This is a genomic window from Streptomyces graminilatus (assembly GCF_001418565.1).
Classification (GTDB): domain Bacteria; phylum Actinomycetota; class Actinomycetes; order Streptomycetales; family Streptomycetaceae; genus Streptomyces; species Streptomyces graminilatus.
Map to the genome: position 1 here is coordinate 15,378 of NZ_LIQQ01000018.1, position 17,029 is coordinate 32,406.

At 72.6% G+C, this 17,029-nt stretch carries 11 protein-coding genes; 9 read left to right on the forward strand and 2 right to left on the reverse strand.

The window, feature by feature from the left end; translation table 11 throughout:
* Nucleotides 1-30 precede the first annotated feature (30 nt).
* The 4 genes from AOK08_RS02015 (at nt 31) to AOK08_RS02030 (ending at nt 6,620) form a co-directional block, all read left to right on the forward strand.
* Nucleotides 31-1,707: an NAD(P)/FAD-dependent oxidoreductase gene (locus AOK08_RS02015; protein ID WP_055523017.1), complete on the forward strand. Its 1,677-nt coding sequence runs from the start codon at nt 31-33 to the stop codon at nt 1,705-1,707.
* Complete coding sequence (locus AOK08_RS02020; RefSeq protein ID WP_055523019.1) at nt 1,704-3,197, forward strand: ATP-binding protein; 1,494 nt, start codon at nt 1,704-1,706, stop codon at nt 3,195-3,197. Before AOK08_RS02015 ends, AOK08_RS02020 begins: the two co-directional genes overlap by 4 nt.
* On the forward strand, nt 3,194-3,544 hold the full coding sequence (locus tag AOK08_RS02025; RefSeq protein WP_055523021.1) for a UBP-type zinc finger domain-containing protein: 351 nt from the start codon (nt 3,194-3,196) through the stop codon (nt 3,542-3,544). The genes AOK08_RS02020 and AOK08_RS02025 overlap by 4 nt, the downstream gene beginning before the upstream one ends.
* Nucleotides 3,545-3,614: 70 nt before the next feature.
* Nucleotides 3,615-6,620 (forward strand): helix-turn-helix transcriptional regulator, encoded by a 3,006-nt coding sequence (locus AOK08_RS02030; RefSeq protein ID WP_055523023.1) that lies wholly within the window; start codon nt 3,615-3,617, stop codon nt 6,618-6,620.
* Nucleotides 6,621-6,940: 320 nt separating this feature from the next.
* Here AOK08_RS02030 and AOK08_RS02035 read toward each other — a convergent pair whose 3' ends face one another.
* Nucleotides 6,941-8,125, reverse strand: coding sequence for an ROK family transcriptional regulator (locus AOK08_RS02035; RefSeq protein WP_055523025.1), 1,185 nt, complete (start codon nt 8,123-8,125; stop codon nt 6,941-6,943).
* 178 nt (nt 8,126-8,303) lie between these two features.
* On the opposite strand from AOK08_RS02035, the gene AOK08_RS02040 reads away from it, so the two are divergent.
* On the forward strand, nt 8,304-10,433 hold the full coding sequence (locus AOK08_RS02040) for an alpha-galactosidase (protein WP_055523027.1): 2,130 nt from the start codon (nt 8,304-8,306) through the stop codon (nt 10,431-10,433).
* A 95-nt stretch (nt 10,434-10,528) separates the two neighbouring features.
* On the opposite strand, the gene AOK08_RS02045 is transcribed toward AOK08_RS02040, so the two are convergent.
* The gene (locus AOK08_RS02045; protein WP_055523029.1) at nt 10,529-11,344 is read right to left on the reverse strand and encodes an SAM-dependent methyltransferase; all 816 of its coding nucleotides are present in this window, start codon (nt 11,342-11,344) and stop codon (nt 10,529-10,531) included.
* A gap of 176 nt (nt 11,345-11,520) precedes the next feature.
* Between AOK08_RS02045 and AOK08_RS02050 the strand changes: the two genes are divergently transcribed.
* The 4 genes from AOK08_RS02050 to AOK08_RS02065 all read left to right on the forward strand — a co-directional run.
* Nucleotides 11,521-12,198, forward strand: a complete 678-nt coding sequence (locus tag AOK08_RS02050) for an AIM24 family protein (protein WP_055523032.1) — start codon at nt 11,521-11,523, stop codon at nt 12,196-12,198.
* A gap of 170 nt (nt 12,199-12,368) precedes the next feature.
* Nucleotides 12,369-14,078 (forward strand): serine/threonine protein kinase, encoded by a 1,710-nt coding sequence (locus tag AOK08_RS02055; RefSeq protein WP_079053769.1) that lies wholly within the window; start codon nt 12,369-12,371, stop codon nt 14,076-14,078.
* A gap of 153 nt (nt 14,079-14,231) precedes the next feature.
* Nucleotides 14,232-15,929, forward strand: a complete 1,698-nt coding sequence (locus AOK08_RS02060; protein WP_055523034.1) for a serine/threonine-protein kinase — start codon at nt 14,232-14,234, stop codon at nt 15,927-15,929.
* Nucleotides 15,930-16,035: 106 nt separating this feature from the next.
* A partial coding sequence (locus AOK08_RS02065) for a serine/threonine-protein kinase (RefSeq protein ID WP_241826776.1) occupies nt 16,036-17,029 on the forward strand: 994 nt, incomplete at its 3' end.

Sequence of the window (17,029 nt, forward strand, 5' to 3'; positions counted from 1 at the left end):
GGTGATTCCGACCGCTCGGGGTGGAGACGTATGGCACAGGCCGCGGACGCAGCGCGGACCGTCATCATGACCGTGGACGACGATCCCGGGGTGTCCCGGGCCGTCGCCCGTGACCTGCGGCGGCGCTACGGCGAGTCGTACCGGGTCGTGCGCGCGGAGTCCGGCGAGTCCGCGCTGGACGCGCTGCGGGAGCTGAAGCTGCGCGGTGATCTGGTGGCGGTGATCCTGGCCGACTACCGGATGCCGCAGATGAACGGCATCGAGTTCCTCGAACAGGCCCTGGACGTGTATCCGGGCGCGCGGCGCGTGCTGCTGACCGCGTACGCGGACACCGACGCGGCGATCGACGCGATCAACGTCGTCGATCTCGACCACTATCTGCTCAAGCCCTGGGATCCGCCCGAGGAGAAGCTGTATCCCGTCCTCGACGATCTGCTGGAGGCGTGGCGGTGCAGTGACTTCCGGCCGGTGCCGAGCACCAAGGTGGTCGGTCACCGGTGGTCGGCGCGGTCGTCGGACGTACGGGAGTTCCTGGCCCGCAACCAGGTGCCGTACCGCTGGTACTCCACCGAGGAACCCGAGGGGCAGCGGCTGCTCGCGGCCTGCGGGCAGGACGGGCAGCGGGTGCCGGTCGTGATCACGGCGGACGGTACGGCGCTCGTCGAGCCGGAGGTGCCGGAGCTGGCCGCGCAAGTGGGGCTGGCGACGACGCCCACGGCCGACTTCTACGACCTGGTCGTCATCGGCGGCGGTCCGGCCGGGCTGGGCGCGGCCGTGTACGGGGCCTCGGAGGGGCTGCGTACGGTGCTCGTGGAGCGGTCGGCGACCGGCGGGCAGGCCGGGCAGAGTTCGCGGATCGAGAACTACCTGGGCTTCCCCGACGGGGTGTCCGGCGCCCAGCTCACCGACCGGGCGCGGCGGCAGGCCACGAAGTTCGGCGCCGAGATCCTCTCCGCGCGCGAGGTGACCGGTCTGGAGGTGAGCGGTGCGGCGCGGCTCGTGCGGTTCTCCGACGGGTCGGCGATCGCCGCGCACAGTGTGATCCTGGCGACCGGGGTGTCGTACCGGCAGCTGGAGGCTCCGGGGGCCGACGATCTGTCGGGCTGCGGGGTCTTCTACGGGTCGGCGCTGACCGAGGCCGCCGCCTGCCAGGGCCACGACGTGTACATCGTGGGCGGTGCCAACTCGGCCGGGCAGGCGGCGATGTACCTGTCCAGGGGCGCCAAGTCGGTGACGCTGCTGGTGCGCGGGGCGGATCTCACCGCGTCGATGTCGCACTATCTGATCCAGCAGATCGCCGAGTCGCCGAACATCTCGGTGCGCTCCGGCACGGTCGTGGAGGCCGCGCACGGCGGCGACCACCTGGAGCAGTTGACGTTGCGCGACACGGCGAGCGGCCAGACCGAACTGGTCGACGCGCAGTGGCTGTTCGTGTTCATCGGCGCGGCCCCGCTGACCGACTGGCTGGACGGCACGGTGCTGCGGGACGAGCGCGGGTTCATCCTCGCCGGACCCGATCTGACCGCCGACGGACGCCCACCGGCCGACTGGGAGCTGGACCGGCCGCCGTACCACCTGGAGACCAACATCCCCGGCGTGTTCGTCGCCGGGGACGCCCGCGCGGAGTCCGCCAAGCGGGTCGCGTCCGCCGTCGGAGAGGGAGCCATGGCCGTGATGCTCGTCCACCGGTATCTGGAGCAGTCGTGAGCGGCCGGCTGATGCCGTGCAGCCCGGCGGAGATCGGGGCGCTGTTCCTGTTCGAGAAGCTGACGGCCGAACAGCTCGGCAGGCTGTGCAGCGAGGGCCGGGTCGAACTCTTCGACCCGGGGCCGGTGTTCACCGAGGGCGACCCGGCGACCTGCTTCTACGTGATGATCGAGGGCACGGTCATCATGTCGCGCCGGGTGGGCAACGACGACGTCGAGGTGAGCCGGACGTCCCAGTCCGGGGTGTACGCGGGAGCCGTGCAGGCGTATCTCGGGGACCGGAAGCCGCAGCGGTACCGCAACTCGGTGCGGGTCTCCGAGCCGACCCGGTTCTTCGTGCTGCCCGCCGACTCGTTCGCGGCGATCATGCACGAGTGGTTCCCGATGGCGGTCCATCTCCTGGAGGGGCTGTTCCTCGGCTCGCAGAGCACGCAGCGGGCCGTCGGGCAGCGTGAACGGCTGCTCGCGCTGGGCTCGTTGTCCGCCGGGCTGACCCATGAGCTCAACAACCCGGCCGCCGCGGCCGTACGGGCCACCTCGTCGCTGCGGGACCGGGTGGCCCATATGCGGCAGAAGCTCGGCATCATCGCCTCGGGCCCCTACCAGCGCGACGCCCTGAAGGCGCTGGTCGACATCCAGGAACGGACGGCCGAGCGGGTCGCCAAGGCGCAGACGCTGAGCCCGCTGGAGGCGTCCGACCGGGAGGACGAGGTCTCCGACTGGCTCGACGACCACGGAATCCAGGGCGGCTGGCAGATCGCGCCGACCTTCGTGCAGGGCGGCCTCGACGTCGACTGGCTGGAGCAGGTCGCGGCGGCCGTCGACGCGGAGATCCTCCCGGGTGCCATCGGGTGGCTCAACTACACGGTCGAGACCGAGCTGCTGATGTCCGAGATCGAGGACTCCACCACCCGGATCTCTCACCTCGTGGGCGCCGCCAAGCAGTACTCGCAGCTCGACCGCGCTCCTTACCAGGTCGCCGACGTGCACGAACTCCTCGACAGCACGCTGCTGATGCTGTCGGGGAAGATGGGTTCGCGCGTCGAGGTCGTGAAGGACTACGACCTCTCGCTGCCGAGGATTCCCGCCTATCCCGCCGAGCTGAACCAGGTGTGGACCAACCTGATCGACAACGCGGTCTCCGCCATCAACAGCGCGGGCGGCGAAGGGACGCTGACGGTCCGGACGGCGCTGGTGCACGACCGGCTGCTGGTGGAGTTCCGCGACACCGGCCCGGGGGTGCCGGCGGAGATCAGGGGCCGGATCTTCGACCCGTTCTTCACCACGAAACCGGTGGGCGAGGGCACGGGTCTCGGGCTCGACATCTCCTGGCGGATCGTCGTCAACAAGCACCACGGTGACCTGAAGGTCGAGTCCGTCCCCGGCGACACCCGCTTCCAGGTGCTGCTCCCCCTCACCGCCACCGACCCCGACACCGACACCGCACCCGACCCCGCCGGGGACGCCGAACCGGCCCAGGAGCCCTCATGACCAAGGACACCGGAATCGACCCCAGCGTCCCGCCCAGTGGTGCCGGATGCGTCGAGTGCGACGCCGTCGGCGGGTGGTGGTTCCATCTGCGGCGCTGCGCCCAGTGCGGCCACATCGGCTGCTGCGACGACTCGCCCGCCAAGCACGCCAGCGGCCACTTCAAGGACACCGGTCACCCGGTGATCCGCAGTTACGAGCCCGGCGAGGCCTGGTTCTGGAACTTCGAGACGTCCGAGCTGTTCGAGAGCGGCCCGTCGCTCGCTCCCCCGGCCTCCCGTCCGGCCGACCAGCCGGCCCCGGGACCGGCGGGACGCGTCCCGGCGAACTGGGCGGAGACACTGCGCTGAGAGCCGTGCGGCCGAGGCCGGCGGTGGCTCGTCGGTCGAGGCTGTCAGTGGTGCGTGACAGGATTCCCTCGTGCCGCAGAACCTGTTCGACACCCCGCTCATCGGCCGCGAGGACGAGCTGACCCGTCTCTCGGACGTGCTCGGCCGTGCCCGGGTCCGTGAGCCGCGTGCCGTGCTCATCGCCGGGGACGCCGGGGTGGGCAAGACACGGGTGCTGGCGGAGGTGGCCGGGCGGGCCGCCGCCGGCGGGATGACCGTGCTCACCGGGCACTGTGTCGATCTCGGTGACGTCGGCCTGCCGTATCTGCCGTTCACCGAGATCCTGGGGGTACTGGCGGCCGACGAACGGTTCGCGGAGGCGTTCGCCGCGCATCCCGCGGTCGGGCGGCTGCTCGGCGGCGGCGCGGAGGAGGGCGTGCGGGACGCCGGCGGGCGGCTGCGGCTGCGGCTGTTCGAGGGGATGGCCGGGCTGCTGACCGCCGTCACCGAGGTCGCTCCGCTGCTGCTCGTCCTGGAGGACCTGCACTGGGCCGACCAGTCCTCCCGGGACCTGCTGCGTTTCCTGCTCAGCCGGGGCGTGCTCCAGGGGTCCACGGGCGGGGCGCCCGGCCACCGGCTCGCGGTGTTCGCGTCGTACCGCGCGGACGATCTCCATCGCCGCCACCCGCTGCGCCCGCTCCTCGCCGAGCTGGTGCGGCTGCCCGCCGTGGAGCGGCTGGAACTGCGGCCCATGGCCGACGCCGAGGTCGCCCGGCTGGTGCGGGCCCTGCGCGAGGGGCCACTGCCCGACACGACCGTCCGCCGGATCGTCGAGCGGGCCGAGGGCAACGCGTTCTACGCGGAGGAACTGCTCGCGGCCACCGACGCGGAGTCCGGCGGTGTGCCCAGCGGTCTCGCCGACGTGCTCCTGATCCGCTTCGAGCAACTGTCGGAAACCGCCCAGCAGGTGGTGCGTACGGCCGCGGTCGCGGGGCGGCGCGTCGAGCACGAGCTGCTGAGCGACGCCGTCCGGCTGCCGCAGGACGACCTGGAGGCGGCGCTGCGCGAGGCCGTCGAACGGCAGCTCCTCGTCCCGGGTACGGGTGACACGTACTCCTTCCGGCACGCGCTCGCCCGGGAGGCCGTCTACGCCGATCTGCTGCCGGGCGAGCGGTCGCGGCTGCACGGGGCGTTCGCGCGGCTGCTGGCCGGGCGGGGCCGCCCCGCCGAGAGCGCCGCTGAGCGCGCCCACCACTACCGGGAGAGCCACGACCTGGCCGAGGCGCTCACGGCGTCCCTGGAGGCCGCCGATCACGCCGCTCGCGTCGGCGCGCCCGCCGAGGAGCTGCGGCACCTGGAGGCCGTCCTCGACCTCTGGCCGGCGGTGGCGGCCGATGCCCGTCCCACGGGCGAGGGCCCGGACAAGGTGACGCTGATGCTGCGGGCGTCCGCCGCGGCGGCGCACGCCGGGGAGTCGCACCGCGCGGTGTCGCTCACCCGGGCGGCGCTCGCCGGGGTCGGCCGGGACGCGGACGCCGAACTCGCGGCCCGCGTCCGCTACACGCTCGCCGACAACCTCATGGACATCGACCATCTGTCGGCTGCGTTCGCCTACAGCAAGGAGGCGCTCGCCCTGATCCCCGTCGAGCCGCCCTCGCGGACCTGGGTGTGGGCGGCGGCCACCCATGTCATGGCGGCACGGCAGATGGGCGACAACGACACCGCGCTCCGGGTGGCCCGGCAGGCCCTGTCCGTCGCCGAGGAGCTGCATGCCCTCGACGCGCAGGCCGATCTCATGATCTCCGTGGCCGGTCTCGAAGCGGGGGGCCGCAGCACGCCGGAGGCCCGTGAGCGGTTCCGGGAGGCCCGTGAACTGGCCCGGCGGGCGGAGTGTCCGCCGGTGGAGCTGCGTGCGCTGTTCAATCTCGCGATCGGCTGCTTCGAGTCCGGTCTGGTGGAGGAGTGCCTGCCGTGGCTCTCCGAGGGCCTGGAGCGGGCGCGCCGCGCGGGTCTCCTCTCCTCGCCGTATCCCCGGGAGATGCGCTACCTGCGGTCCCTGGTGCTGTACACACTGGGCCGCTGGGACGAGTGCGTCCGGGCGGCGGCGACCGACGGCGAGGTGCTCTCCTCGACCGCCGGTTATGTGTCGGGGCCCTCGCTGTACGTGGCCCTGGCACGCGGTGACCTGGGCGCCGCCGACCGTGCCCGAGCCCTGCTCGACGGGCCGTTCGACTGGACGTCCACGCTGGTCGCGGGCATCGTGCTCACGGACGCCGCCGCGCTGGCGGGGGACGCCGCAGCGGCCGTGGAGCGCGTGCACACCACGGTGAAGGCGCTCACCGACGACGCCGGGAACCGTCCGGAGGTCGCGGTCCGGCTCGCGGCGCTCGCGCTGGCCGCCGTCGCCGACACCACCGCCCGTCTCCGCCGGTCCGGCGACGAGGCGGGGACGCGTCGCTGGACGGACACGGCGGCCGAACTGCTGGAACTGGCCCGCTCCCGTGGCGCCATCGGCCGCGACGGCGCCCCGCAGGGCCCGGAGGGGGCCGCGTGGCTGGCCCGGGCCGAGGCGGAGTGGCTGCGCACGACGGCCGCTCCCGCCACCGGCGCGTGGGAGCGGGCGGTCACGGGGTTCGGCTTCGGCGACGTCTACGAACAGGCACGCTGCGGAAGACGGTTCGCCGAGGCGCTGCTGGCCGACGGCCTCCGTACGGAGGCGGCCGAGCAGGCCCGCGCGGCGCGCGAGACGGCGGTACGGCTGGGGGCGGCGCCCCTGCTCCGGGAATTGGACGCCCTGATCCGCCGAGGCCGGCTGACGGACCCCTCCCCCACCGAGGATTCCGGACCCACCACGACGCCCCTCACAGCCCGCGAGCAGGACGTGCTGCGACTGCTCGCCCTTGGCCGCAGCAACCGCCAGATCGGCGAGGAACTGTTCATCAGCGGCAAGACGGCCAGCGTCCACGTCTCCAACATCCTGGCCAAGCTGGGCGCCGCGAGCCGAGGGGAGGCGGTGGCGGTCGCCTACCGGGAGGGACTGATCCCGACGGCCTCGACGGACACGGACGGGGCGGCCCCGGCACCGGACGCGCCCTGACGGCGAGAATCTGCCCACCGTCTCCCACGTCCTGGCCGAGCAGAACGCGCCACGAGCCGTTGAAGGCGGTGGCTGTCGCCTACCGCGCGAGGCTGATCCCGACACCCCGCAGAACTCGACCGGGGCAGACCGGGACCCGTACACGCCCTGACGGCGGGCCCTGCCCACCGCCTCCCACATCCCGGCCAGGCAGAGCGCCACGAGCCGCAGGCCTCGGCGGGCGTGATCGAGCGGGGCGGGCCCGGGACCGTACCCGCCCTGGCAACCGGGCCCCGCCCGGTCGCGAGGGTCTGCCCTCGGCTGTCGGCCACCGGCACCGGCTACCGGTCCGCCCTGACGAACGACCCGATCGCCGTCGCCGCCGCCCCGCGCGCCCACTCGTCGAAGGAGAGCGGCCGGGTCAGCAGTTCGCAGCGGGCGGCCGAGCCGAAGGCGGCGGCGGTGAACGCGTCGCGGATCTGGCCGGCGAACAGGTCGTACGCGGCCAGCCCCTCACCGGAGATGATCACGCGTTCGGGGCCCAGCAGGTTGGCCACGGTGGCGATGCCCCGGCCGATCGCCTCACCGGCCCGCGCGTACACCTCGCGTGCTCCGGGGTGGCCCGCGTGGGCCAGGGCGAGGGCCCCGGCGCTGTCGGTGACCGGGGTGCCCGTGGCCTCGCGGACCCGGGCGACGATCTCCGCGTCCCCCGCGAACGCCTGGAGGCAGCCGCGCCGGCCGCAGTGGCAGGGCGGGCCCGCCGGATCGACGACGACGTGCCCGATCTCACCGGCCACTCCGTGCACCCCCGACACCACGCGCCCGTGGACCACGAGTCCGCAGCCGATGCCCGCGCCGACGGTCACCACCGCGAAGTCGGACAGCCCGGCCCCCGCGCCGAACCACTGCTCGGCGACGGTGAGCGCACGCACGTCGTTGTCGACCGTGACGGGCAGCCCCGTGGTCATGGCGGCGAGTTCGGCGAGCGGTACGTCACGCCAGTCGAGGAACGGCGAGTAGCGCACGGCGCCCTCGGCACGGTCGACCTCGCCGGAGACGGCGATCCCGCAGCCCAGCACGGGCACCCCGAAGCCGTCCGCCTCGGTGAGCAGTTCCCCCGCCAGCTCGGCCACCGAGGCCAGCACCGCTCCGGGCGCACGGGCGGTCAGCGGGAAGTTCCGGGCGACCCGGATGCGGCAGCACAGATCGGTGAGCACGCCGAAGATCTCGTCGCCGGTGATCTTGACGCCGATGAACAGCGCCCGTCCGGCGTCGACCCGTACGAGGTTCGCGGGGCGCCCCAGCGCGGGCCGGGTCTCGGTCCCCGCGTCCTCGACCGCGTCCTCGACCAGATAGCCGGCCTCGATCAGCGGGCGCACCGCCTTCGTGACGGCGGCGGCGGACAGCCCCGCGCGCCGGGCGACGTCGGCGCGGGTGAGGGGGCCGTGGGACAGCACCGTGGTGAAGATCTGCGAGGCGGCCGGCGTGCGGGCCGGGAACGCCTCGACAGGGAAGGGCGGTGGCATGTCCCGGAACCTAGGTCTCTTATTTTCCTCTGTCAATGAAAGAAGCATCGAAGGGATGAATTATCTCGTCAGTGGCATCTAGACTTGCGAAAGCCCGATACAGGCATCCCACTGACACATGATCCATGGTCGCTCCCGGCTTCGCCGGGCAACGCCAGTTCCACGAACGTGAGGCACCATGCCGCTGATCTCCCACTCCCCGGACACCGGGGTCTGGCTGCTGACCACACCGCGCACGTCGTACGCGCTGCGGATCGACGAGACCGGCGCGCCGTGTCATCTCGCGTGGGGGCCGCGGCTGACGCTGGCGGAGGCGGGCGCGCTGGTCGTCCCGGCGCAGGACACGGCGAGCAGCTTCGAGGGCCGGCCCGCGGTGGGCGAGGAACTCCCCGTGGACGGCGGCACCCGCTACGGCCCGCCCTCGCTCCAGGTGCGCTACGCGGACTCCTCCCGTGGCTTCGAGTGGGTACCGACCGGTCACCGGGTCCTCGAACCGGCGCCCGGGGTGAGTGAGTTGGTGCTGGAATTCCGTGACCGTCTCCACCCCCTCGATGTCGCGCTGCACTACACCGTCCGCGCCGACACGGATGTCATCGAGCGCCGGACGGTGATACGCAACGCCGGTGACGAACGCGTCGACCTGCTGCGCGCCGACTCGGCCGCCTGGACGCTGCCGCCGCTGCGCGACTACCGGCTCAGCCATGTCACCGGCCAGTGGTCGGCGGAGAGCCAACTGCGGCGCGACACAATGCCGTTCGGCGAAACGGTGCTGACCAGCCGGCGCGGTATCACCAGCCATCACGCCAACCCGTGGGTGATGGTCGACGCGGGCGGGGCGACGGAGGAGCACGGCCGGGTGTGGAGCGCCGCCCTTGCCTGGAGCGGGAGTTGGCGCATCACCGCGCAGCGCACCCCCGACGGGCTGGCCGGGTTCACCGGCGGCGCCGGGCATGAGGGTACGAGTGTTCCGCTCGCGCCGGGCGAGGAGTTCACGACGCCGGTGTTCGCCGGGCTGTGCGTGGACGGCGGGTTCGGGGCGGCGAGCCGCGCCTGGCACGCGTACACCACGACCCATGTGCTGCCCCGGGCACGGGAGTTGGCGCCGGTGCTCTACAACTCGTGGGAGGCCACCGGTTTCGACGTCGACGAGGCGAGCCAGAAGGCGCTGGCCGAGCGGGCCGCCCTGCTCGGGGTCGAGCTGTATGTCGTCGACGACGGCTGGTTCGGGGCGCGGCGCAGTGACCGGGCGGGGCTGGGCGACTGGACGCCGACTCCGGAGCGTTTCCCGGAGGGGCTCGGCCCGCTGGCCGACTCCGTGCACCGGCTGGGGATGCGGTTCGGGATCTGGGTCGAGCCGGAGATGGTGAACCCGGACAGCGCGCTGTACCGCGAGCACCCCGACTGGGTGCTGCACGTTCCCGGCCGGGCCCGTACCGAGATGCGCAACCAGCTCGTCCTGAACTTCGCGCGGGACGACGTGGCGGACTGGGCGTACGGCTGGCTGACCCGGCTGGTCGGGGACCACGGGGTCGACTTCCTCAAGTGGGACATGAACCGCGCCTTCGGCGAGTCGGGCTGGCCGGAGCTGCGGGACGGCAACGACCGGCTGTGGACGCGGTACGTGACGAACCTGTACGGCGTCATCGACCGGCTGCGCGCCGACCATCCGGGGCTGCGGGTGGAGACGTGCAGTGGCGGCGGCGGCCGGATCGACCTCGGCATCCTCTCCCGTACGGACCAGGCGTGGACGTCCGACAACACGGACGCGGTGGACCGGCTGGTGATCCAGCACGGCTTCGGGCAGGTGTATCCGGCGCGGGCCATGTCGGCGTGGGTGACCGACGTCCCCAACCAGCTCACCGCGCGTTCGGTGCCGCTGCGGTTCCGATTCCACGCGGCGATGTGCGGGCTGCTCGGCATCGGCGGCGACCTCACCCGCTGGTCCGAGGAGGAGCTCGCGGAGGGCGCGGAGCTGGTCGCCGACTACAAGAAGGTGCGGCATCTGGCGCAGCACGGTGAGCTGTACCGGCTGTCGGGGCCGCTCGGCGAGGAGCCGACGGTCGTGCAGTACGTCGGCGAGGACGCGGCGGAGGCCCTGGTGCTGGGCTTCAGGTACGGGCCCCGGCACGGTCTCCCCCGGATTCCGGTGCGGCTGCGGGGCCTGACGCCCGGTGCCCGGTACCGGGACGCGGGCACGGGTGCCGTCCACCACGCGAACGTGCTCGGCGAGTACGGGCTGCGGCTCGACCTCGCGCCGGGCGACTGGTCCAGCACGGCTGTGCACCTGGTGCGCGTAGAGGAGGAGTAGCGATTGTCCCCGGTCGGCGGGCGTCGGCGGGCGTCGGCCGGCCGGGGGAACCGCGGCGGTCCGAACGTCCTTCCCGGCGGGCCGCGCCCGCCCGCCTACGGCTTGCGGGCGACCCCGCCCAGGGCGATCACCTCTCCGGTCGCGGGGGCCGTCCCGGGGTCGGGGTGCCAGTCGGTGATGGGGACGACACCGGGGGCCAGCAGCTCCAGGCCCTCGAAGAATCCGGCCAGCTGGTCCGGGCTGCGCAGACGGTAGGGGGCGGCCCCGCTCTCGTTGTAGAGCCGGGTGGCCTCGGCGTTGGCCTTGTTGGTGTCCACGCTGTCGTTGAAGGCGAGGTAACTGCCCGACGGCAGGCCGTCCATCAGCGTGCGGACGACGGCCCGCGCCTCGTCGTAGTCGGCGATGTGCCCGCTGACCTGTATCAGGGTGAGGGCGACCGGGCGGCTGAGGTCCAGGGTGCGCGCCGCTTCCCGCAGAACGGTGCCGGGGTCGTGCAGATCGGCGTCGACGTAGTCGGTCACGCCCTCGGGGGAGCTGGTGAGCAGGGCCTCGGCGTGGGCCAGGACGAGTGGGTCGTTGTCCACGTAGACGATGCGGGCGTCGGGGGCCACCCGCTGGGCGATCTCGTGGGTGTTGTCCGCCGTGGGCAGTCCGGTGCCGATGTCGAGAAACTGGCGGATCCCGGCCTCACCGGCGAGCCGGCGCACGGCGCGGCCGAGGAAGGCGCGGGAGTCGCCCGCGAGGTCGGTGATGCCGGGGAAGATCTCGCGGAAGGCGTCGCCCGCCCGGTGGTCGACGGGGTAGTTGTCCTTGCCGCCGAGCCAGTAGTTCCAGATCCGGGCCGAGTGCGGCACCGTCGTGTCGATCTTCTCCGGCGTCTGCGCGCCGGGGGCGGACGAGTCCTGCGTCACCGGGCAACCTCCTCGCGGGGAACCGTGGTCGGCCCCGCCCTACAACGTAGCGTCGGCGGCGCCGCCGACCACCCGCCTCCGGACAACTGGGGGCCCTGCGGCTTCCTTTGGCCGGGTTCTGTCGTTTCCGCGCGTTCTCCTGGCGGAACACGCACCCTCCGGGACACGATGCCCGTATGAAGGGTGACCTCTTTTCCAGTGAGCACATGGTGCAGCCGGCCACAGCGCCCGGCATGACCGCCGAGAACGCCAAGTCCATCAAGTACGCCGTGAACGGCGAGATGTTCGCCCGGCAGGGCTCGATGATCGCCTTCCGGGGCAACCTCCAGTTCGAGCGCAAGGGGCAGGGTGTCGGCGGCATGCTGAAGCGTGCCGTCACGGGCGAGGGCCTGCCCCTGATGGCGGTGCGCGGTCAGGGCGAGGCCTGGTTCGCGCACGAGGCGCAGAACTGCTTCATCGTCGAGATCGACCCGGGTGACGTCTTCACGGTCAACGGCCGCAACGTGCTGTGTTTCGACGCGTCGCTGACGTACGAGATCAAGACGGTGAAGGGGGCGGGCATCAGCGGCGGGGGCCTGTTCAACAGCGTGTTCACCGGGCAGGGGCGGCTCGGGCTGGTCTGCGAGGGCAACCCGCTGGTGATACCGGTGTCGCCGCAGTATCCGGTGTACGTCGACACGGACGCCGTCGTGGGGTGGACGGCCAGTCTCCAGACGTCGCTGCACCGTTCGCAGTCCTTCGGGTCGATGCTGCGCGGCGGTTCCGGCGAGGCCGCCCAACTGATGCTCCAGGGCGAGGGATTCGTCGTCGTACGGCCGAGCGAGGTGACTCCGCAGAAGGCCCAGCCGCACTGAGGGCCCGCATCTCAAGGCCGGTGGATTCCCCCATTTCCTCGTCCTCCCGCTCGCCGCAGATGAATAAAAGGAGAATCGGGCCCGGGAGTTGCAGAATATTTGAACAGACCACGTCGTACCCCTCGTACCACTGTGAAAGGTGAGAGTCAGGTGTTCAGCGAGGGATGGTCATGGTCAAGGCGAACGTCTCCACACACGAGTTGGTGGCCGGCAGGTACCGACTCCTCGATGTCGTCGATCGTGAAACGAACCGGGTCTGCTGGTACGGCGAGGACACCGCGGCCGAGCGCCCGGTCGTCCTCACGCAGATCCAGCTCCCGCCCGATCCCCGGGACCAGACCGCCCGCCGGGTGATCGCGCGGGTCACGCGCGCGTCCGAGATCCTCGGGCTGATGCTGCCCGGCCGGGTGGGCACCGTGACCGACATGACCGAGGAGTTCGGCACCCTGTGGACGGTCGCCAAGTGGATCGACGGCACCCCGCTCAGTGAACTCCTCGAACGGCAGGGCACGTTCAACTACGTGCGGGCGGCGCGTATCGCCCTCGAAGTGCTCGACGTGCTGGAGGCGGCGCACGGCGAGGGCATCGTGCACGCCGAACTCTCCCCCGGCCAGGTGTTCGTACGGGACCAGGGCCCGGTCGTGGTGACCGGCTTCGGCCTGGCCGGCGCCACGCCCGCGTCCCGGATCGGCGCACCCTCGTACGCCTCGCCCGAACAGGCCCACGGCGCGCGCCCCGAGCCGTCGGACGACCTGTGGGCGCTCGGCGCGCTGCTCTTCAGGGCCGTGCAGGGGCATGCGCCCTACCCCGAGGAGTCGACGGCCGAGCTGGTGCAGTTGGTGTGTGCCGAGCCGCCCGCCTTCGCTGAGGAGTGCGGGCCGCTCAGGCCCGTCGTGGAGTCGCTGCTGCGTCAGGACCCCACCGAGCGGCTCGACTTCGAGGAGCTGAACGGCTGGCTGCGCTCCCTCGTCCGCTCGGCGCCCGAGCCGGAGGCCGGTGCGCATGTCGTCGCCGCGCCGCCCACCGATCCGCGCCGGCTGCCGATCGTGAGGCGCCGGGGCGAGCTGGTGCGCAGGCGCCGGGCAGGGCTGCCCGCGACCGAACCGCACGGCCGGCACAAGCGGGCCAGACAGGAGCCGCGGGCCCCACGCAGACTGGGCCGCAACCTGCTCCTCCTGATACTGCTCGCCCTGGCCGGGGCGATCGCGTACGCCATGTACTTCATGCCGAAGGCCGGCAGCGACGGAGTGCGGGACGGGGAGCGGACCGGTTCCGCCGGGGAGGTCGGTGCCACGCCGGAGCAGTCGTCCGACGCCCCCGACGCGAGCAGTGAACCGCGGCCCGAGCAGACCTCGCCCGGTGGCGAGAAGGGCAACAGCGCTTCCCCGCCGGCCGGTTCGGCCGAGCCGCCGCCGGCCGACGGGCCCGCCGCCGGGTTCACCGTGCGCAACGACCCCGCGGGCTTCCGCGTCGCCGTCGCCGACGGCTGGGACCGGACGGGTAAGAACGGGCAGGGCCAAGTCGTGTACTCGCACGGCTCGTTCCAGCTCATAGTCGTGCCGGGCCGGGACACCACCAAGAAGTACGGCGCCGACCCGATGACGTACCAGCGGGAGCGGGAGTACGAGTTGCAGCCGTTCCGCGACTCGACCTGGGCCACGTCCAGCGGGATGCGGACCATCGATGTGGGCGGACGGACCATGGCCGAGGGGCAGTTCACCTGGCAGAACAGCTCCGGCGGCGAGGTGTTCGTACGCAATCTCGCGATAGTCGTCGACGGGCGGTACCACGTGGTCCAACTGCGCGGGCCGGAGGCCGAGCGGGACGAGGTGACCCGGCTGTACGAGCAGGCGTCGGCGACCTATCGGCCCACCGGCTGACCGCGCGGACCTGCCCGCCGGGCGGACGGGTCGGTGTACCGGCGGGCAGAACCGTCACAGGGCTGTCCCCGTAGGGGCCCCTGCGGTTCCCTCGGGGGAGGGCGCTCCTTAGTCTTGCCCCTGTCAAGACCATTGCGGGGAAACGTGAATCAGATGCAGGGTCAGCTCCTCGCGGGGCGCTACCGGCTCGTCGATGTCATCGGCAGCGGTGGCATGGGCCGGGTGTGGCGTGCGCACGACGAGCTGTTGCACCGTGCCGTCGCCGTCAAGGAGTTGACGGCCTCGCTGTACGTGTCGGAGAGCGAGAAGGCCGTCCTGCTCGCCCGTACCCGGGCCGAGGCGCGCGCGGCGGCGCGGATCAACCACTCCGCCGTCGTCACCCTGCACGACGTGCTCGACCACGACGGCCGGCCCTGGATCGTGATGGAGCTGGTCGAGGGCAACTCGCTGGCCGACGAGGTCAAGGACACCGGCCGGGTCGAGCCGTGCGAGGCCGCCAGGATCGGCCTGTGGGTGCTGCGCGCGCTGACCGCCGCGCACACCGCCGGTGTACTGCACCGGGACGTCAAGCCCGGCAACGTACTCCTCTCCCAGGACGGCCGTGTCCTGCTCACCGACTTCGGCATAGCCCAGGTCGAGGGGGACACGACCATCACCCGTACGGGAGAGATCGTCGGGTCGGTCGACTATCTCGCCCCGGAACGGCTGCGCGGCGAGGCCCCCGGACCGTCCTCCGACCTGTGGGCGCTCGGCGCCACGCTGTACACGGCGGTCGAGGGCCGGTCCCCGTTCCGCCGCACCTCCCCGCTGACCACCATGCAGGCGGTCGTCGAGGACGAGCCCGCCGAGCCGCGCCACGCCGGTCCGCTCGGGCCCGTCATCACGGCGCTGCTCCTCAAGGATCCCGCCCTGCGGCCCAGAGCGGCCGAGGCCGAACGGATGCTCGCGGAGGCGGCGGAGGGGCGAGCGCCCGGCGTGGCCCAGCATTACGTGCCGACGCAGTACGACGGGTCGGTGCGGGCGCCCGCACCGGGTGAGGTCGGCACCTTCCGGATGGTCGGGGCGACGGCCGGCGCCGACACGGCGCGGCAGGAGACCGTCACCGGCCCCGCCGCCCCGGGCCGGCCGCCCCGCCGGGGCCGTACGACCGCCCTCGCCGCCGCGCTCGTCGTACTCCTCGGCGGGGGCGGAGCGGTCGCGCTGCACCAGTGGAGCCCGTGGAACCCGTGGACTCAGGGGACTCAGGGGACTCCGGGGACTCGGGGGGATCAGTCGGATCAGGGAGCGGGGAACGCCGGGGCCGACCCCTCGGACGATTCCTCCGCCCCTGCCCCCGGATCAGGCTCCGGCCCGGGTTCCGGGACGCCTTCCGGCCCTGCCACCGCGTCTTCCCTGCCGAAGGGCTGGGTGCGCGTCGACGATCCGGCCGGTTTCAGCCTCCCGCTGCCCAAGGGCTGGACGCGGACGGCGACGAACGGCCAGATCGACTACTCGCCCGACGGCGGGGAGCACTTCCTGCGCGTCGCCATCGACGAGTCCCCGGACTTCGACGACCCCTATCTCCACCAGCTCGACCTGGAACGGCAGCTCAAGCGGCTCAGCGAGTACCGCAGGGTGAGCCTGGAGTCGAACGTCTACCGCGACCGCAAGGGCGCGCTCTGGGACTTCACCTGGACCGCCCTGGCCAAGGACTCGGCTTTCCCGGGGCCGCGGCGGGCCGTCGAACAGGCGTATCTCGGCCTGGACGGAGCCGAGTACGTCATCTACATGTCCGCCCCGGCGGCCGACTGGGCGACCGCGAACGAGCGGTTCACGGTGGTGCTGCGCGGATGGCGGCCGAAGTCCGGGTGACCGTGGCCCCTGCCCCGAGGGCCCGGTACGGCCGGTACGGCGGATGTCGGTCATCAGTCGCCCACCGTCCCGGAGCCCCGTCCTCCGGTGCGGCATGATGAGGCTCATGGGGACCGAGGGGCAGAGCTTCCGAGTGATCGCCGGGCGCTACCGCCTGGAGGCGAGACTCGGCCGGGGCGGTATGGGCGTCGTCTGGCGGGCGACCGACCAGCTCCTCGAACGCCGGGTCGCGGTCAAGGAACTGACGCCGGACAACTCCCTCGCGACGGACGAGGCCCGGCTGCGGCGCGACCGTACGCTGCGCGAGGCGCGCGCGGTCGCCCAGTTGCACCACCCGCACATCATCGTCGTGCACGACGTCGTCGAGGACGACGAACGCCCGTACATCGTCATGGAGCTGATCGACGGCGGCTCGCTCGCCGACCGGATCTCCCGGCAGGGGCCCGTCGACGCCGACGAGGCCGCCCGGATCGGCATCGCCCTGCTCGGCGCCCTGGGCACGGCTCACGCCGCCGGTGTCCTGCACCGGGACGTCAAGCCCGCGAACGTGCTCCTGGAGGACGGCACCGACCGGATCGTCCTCACCGACTTCGGGATCGCCCAGGTCGCGGGCGCGACCACGCTCACCGAGACCGGTTCCTTCGTCGGCTCGCCCGAGTACACCGCGCCCGAACGGATGTCCGGGGCCAGAACCGGTCCGGAGTCCGACCTGTGGTCGCTCGGCGCGCTGCTCTGCGCGGCCCTGAGCGGCGAATCACCGTTCCGGCGCGACTCGTTGGGCGGCATCCTGCACGCCGTCGTGATCGACGAGGTACGGCCACCGGCGCAGGCCGCGCCGCTCCTGCCCGTCGTACGGGGCCTGCTGGAGCGCGATCCCGAGCGGCGCCTCGACGCCACCGAGGCGGAGCGGATGCTGCGGGCGTTCCGGGCGACCGGGCGTACGCCGAAACTGTCGGCCGGGTACACGCCGGGCGGCCAGCAGCCCCAGACCCGGCGGCGCGAGGAATCCGGCGGCCGGGAGTCGACGCCGACGGTCTCCCTCCGCAAGGCCGCCTCCCGTACGAACGGATCCTCCCGTACGAACGGATCCTCCCGTACGA

Excerpts from the sequence above, each read along its gene's own strand:
- AOK08_RS02015 (WP_055523017.1), top strand. The coding sequence starts at position 31 with ATGGCACAGGCCGCGGACGCAGCGCGGACCGTCATCATGACCGTGGAC.
- AOK08_RS02025 (WP_055523021.1), top strand. The coding sequence starts at position 3,194 with ATGACCAAGGACACCGGAATCGACCCCAGCGTCCCGCCCAGTGGTGCC.
- AOK08_RS02035 (WP_055523025.1), bottom strand. The coding sequence starts at position 8,125 with ATGCCACCGCCCTTCCCTGTCGAGGCGTTCCCGGCCCGCACGCCGGCC.
- AOK08_RS02040 (WP_055523027.1), top strand. The coding sequence starts at position 8,304 with ATGCCGCTGATCTCCCACTCCCCGGACACCGGGGTCTGGCTGCTGACC.
- AOK08_RS02050 (WP_055523032.1), top strand. The coding sequence starts at position 11,521 with ATGAAGGGTGACCTCTTTTCCAGTGAGCACATGGTGCAGCCGGCCACA.
- AOK08_RS02055 (WP_079053769.1), top strand. The coding sequence starts at position 12,369 with ATGGTCAAGGCGAACGTCTCCACACACGAGTTGGTGGCCGGCAGGTAC.
- AOK08_RS02060 (WP_055523034.1), top strand. The coding sequence starts at position 14,232 with ATGCAGGGTCAGCTCCTCGCGGGGCGCTACCGGCTCGTCGATGTCATC.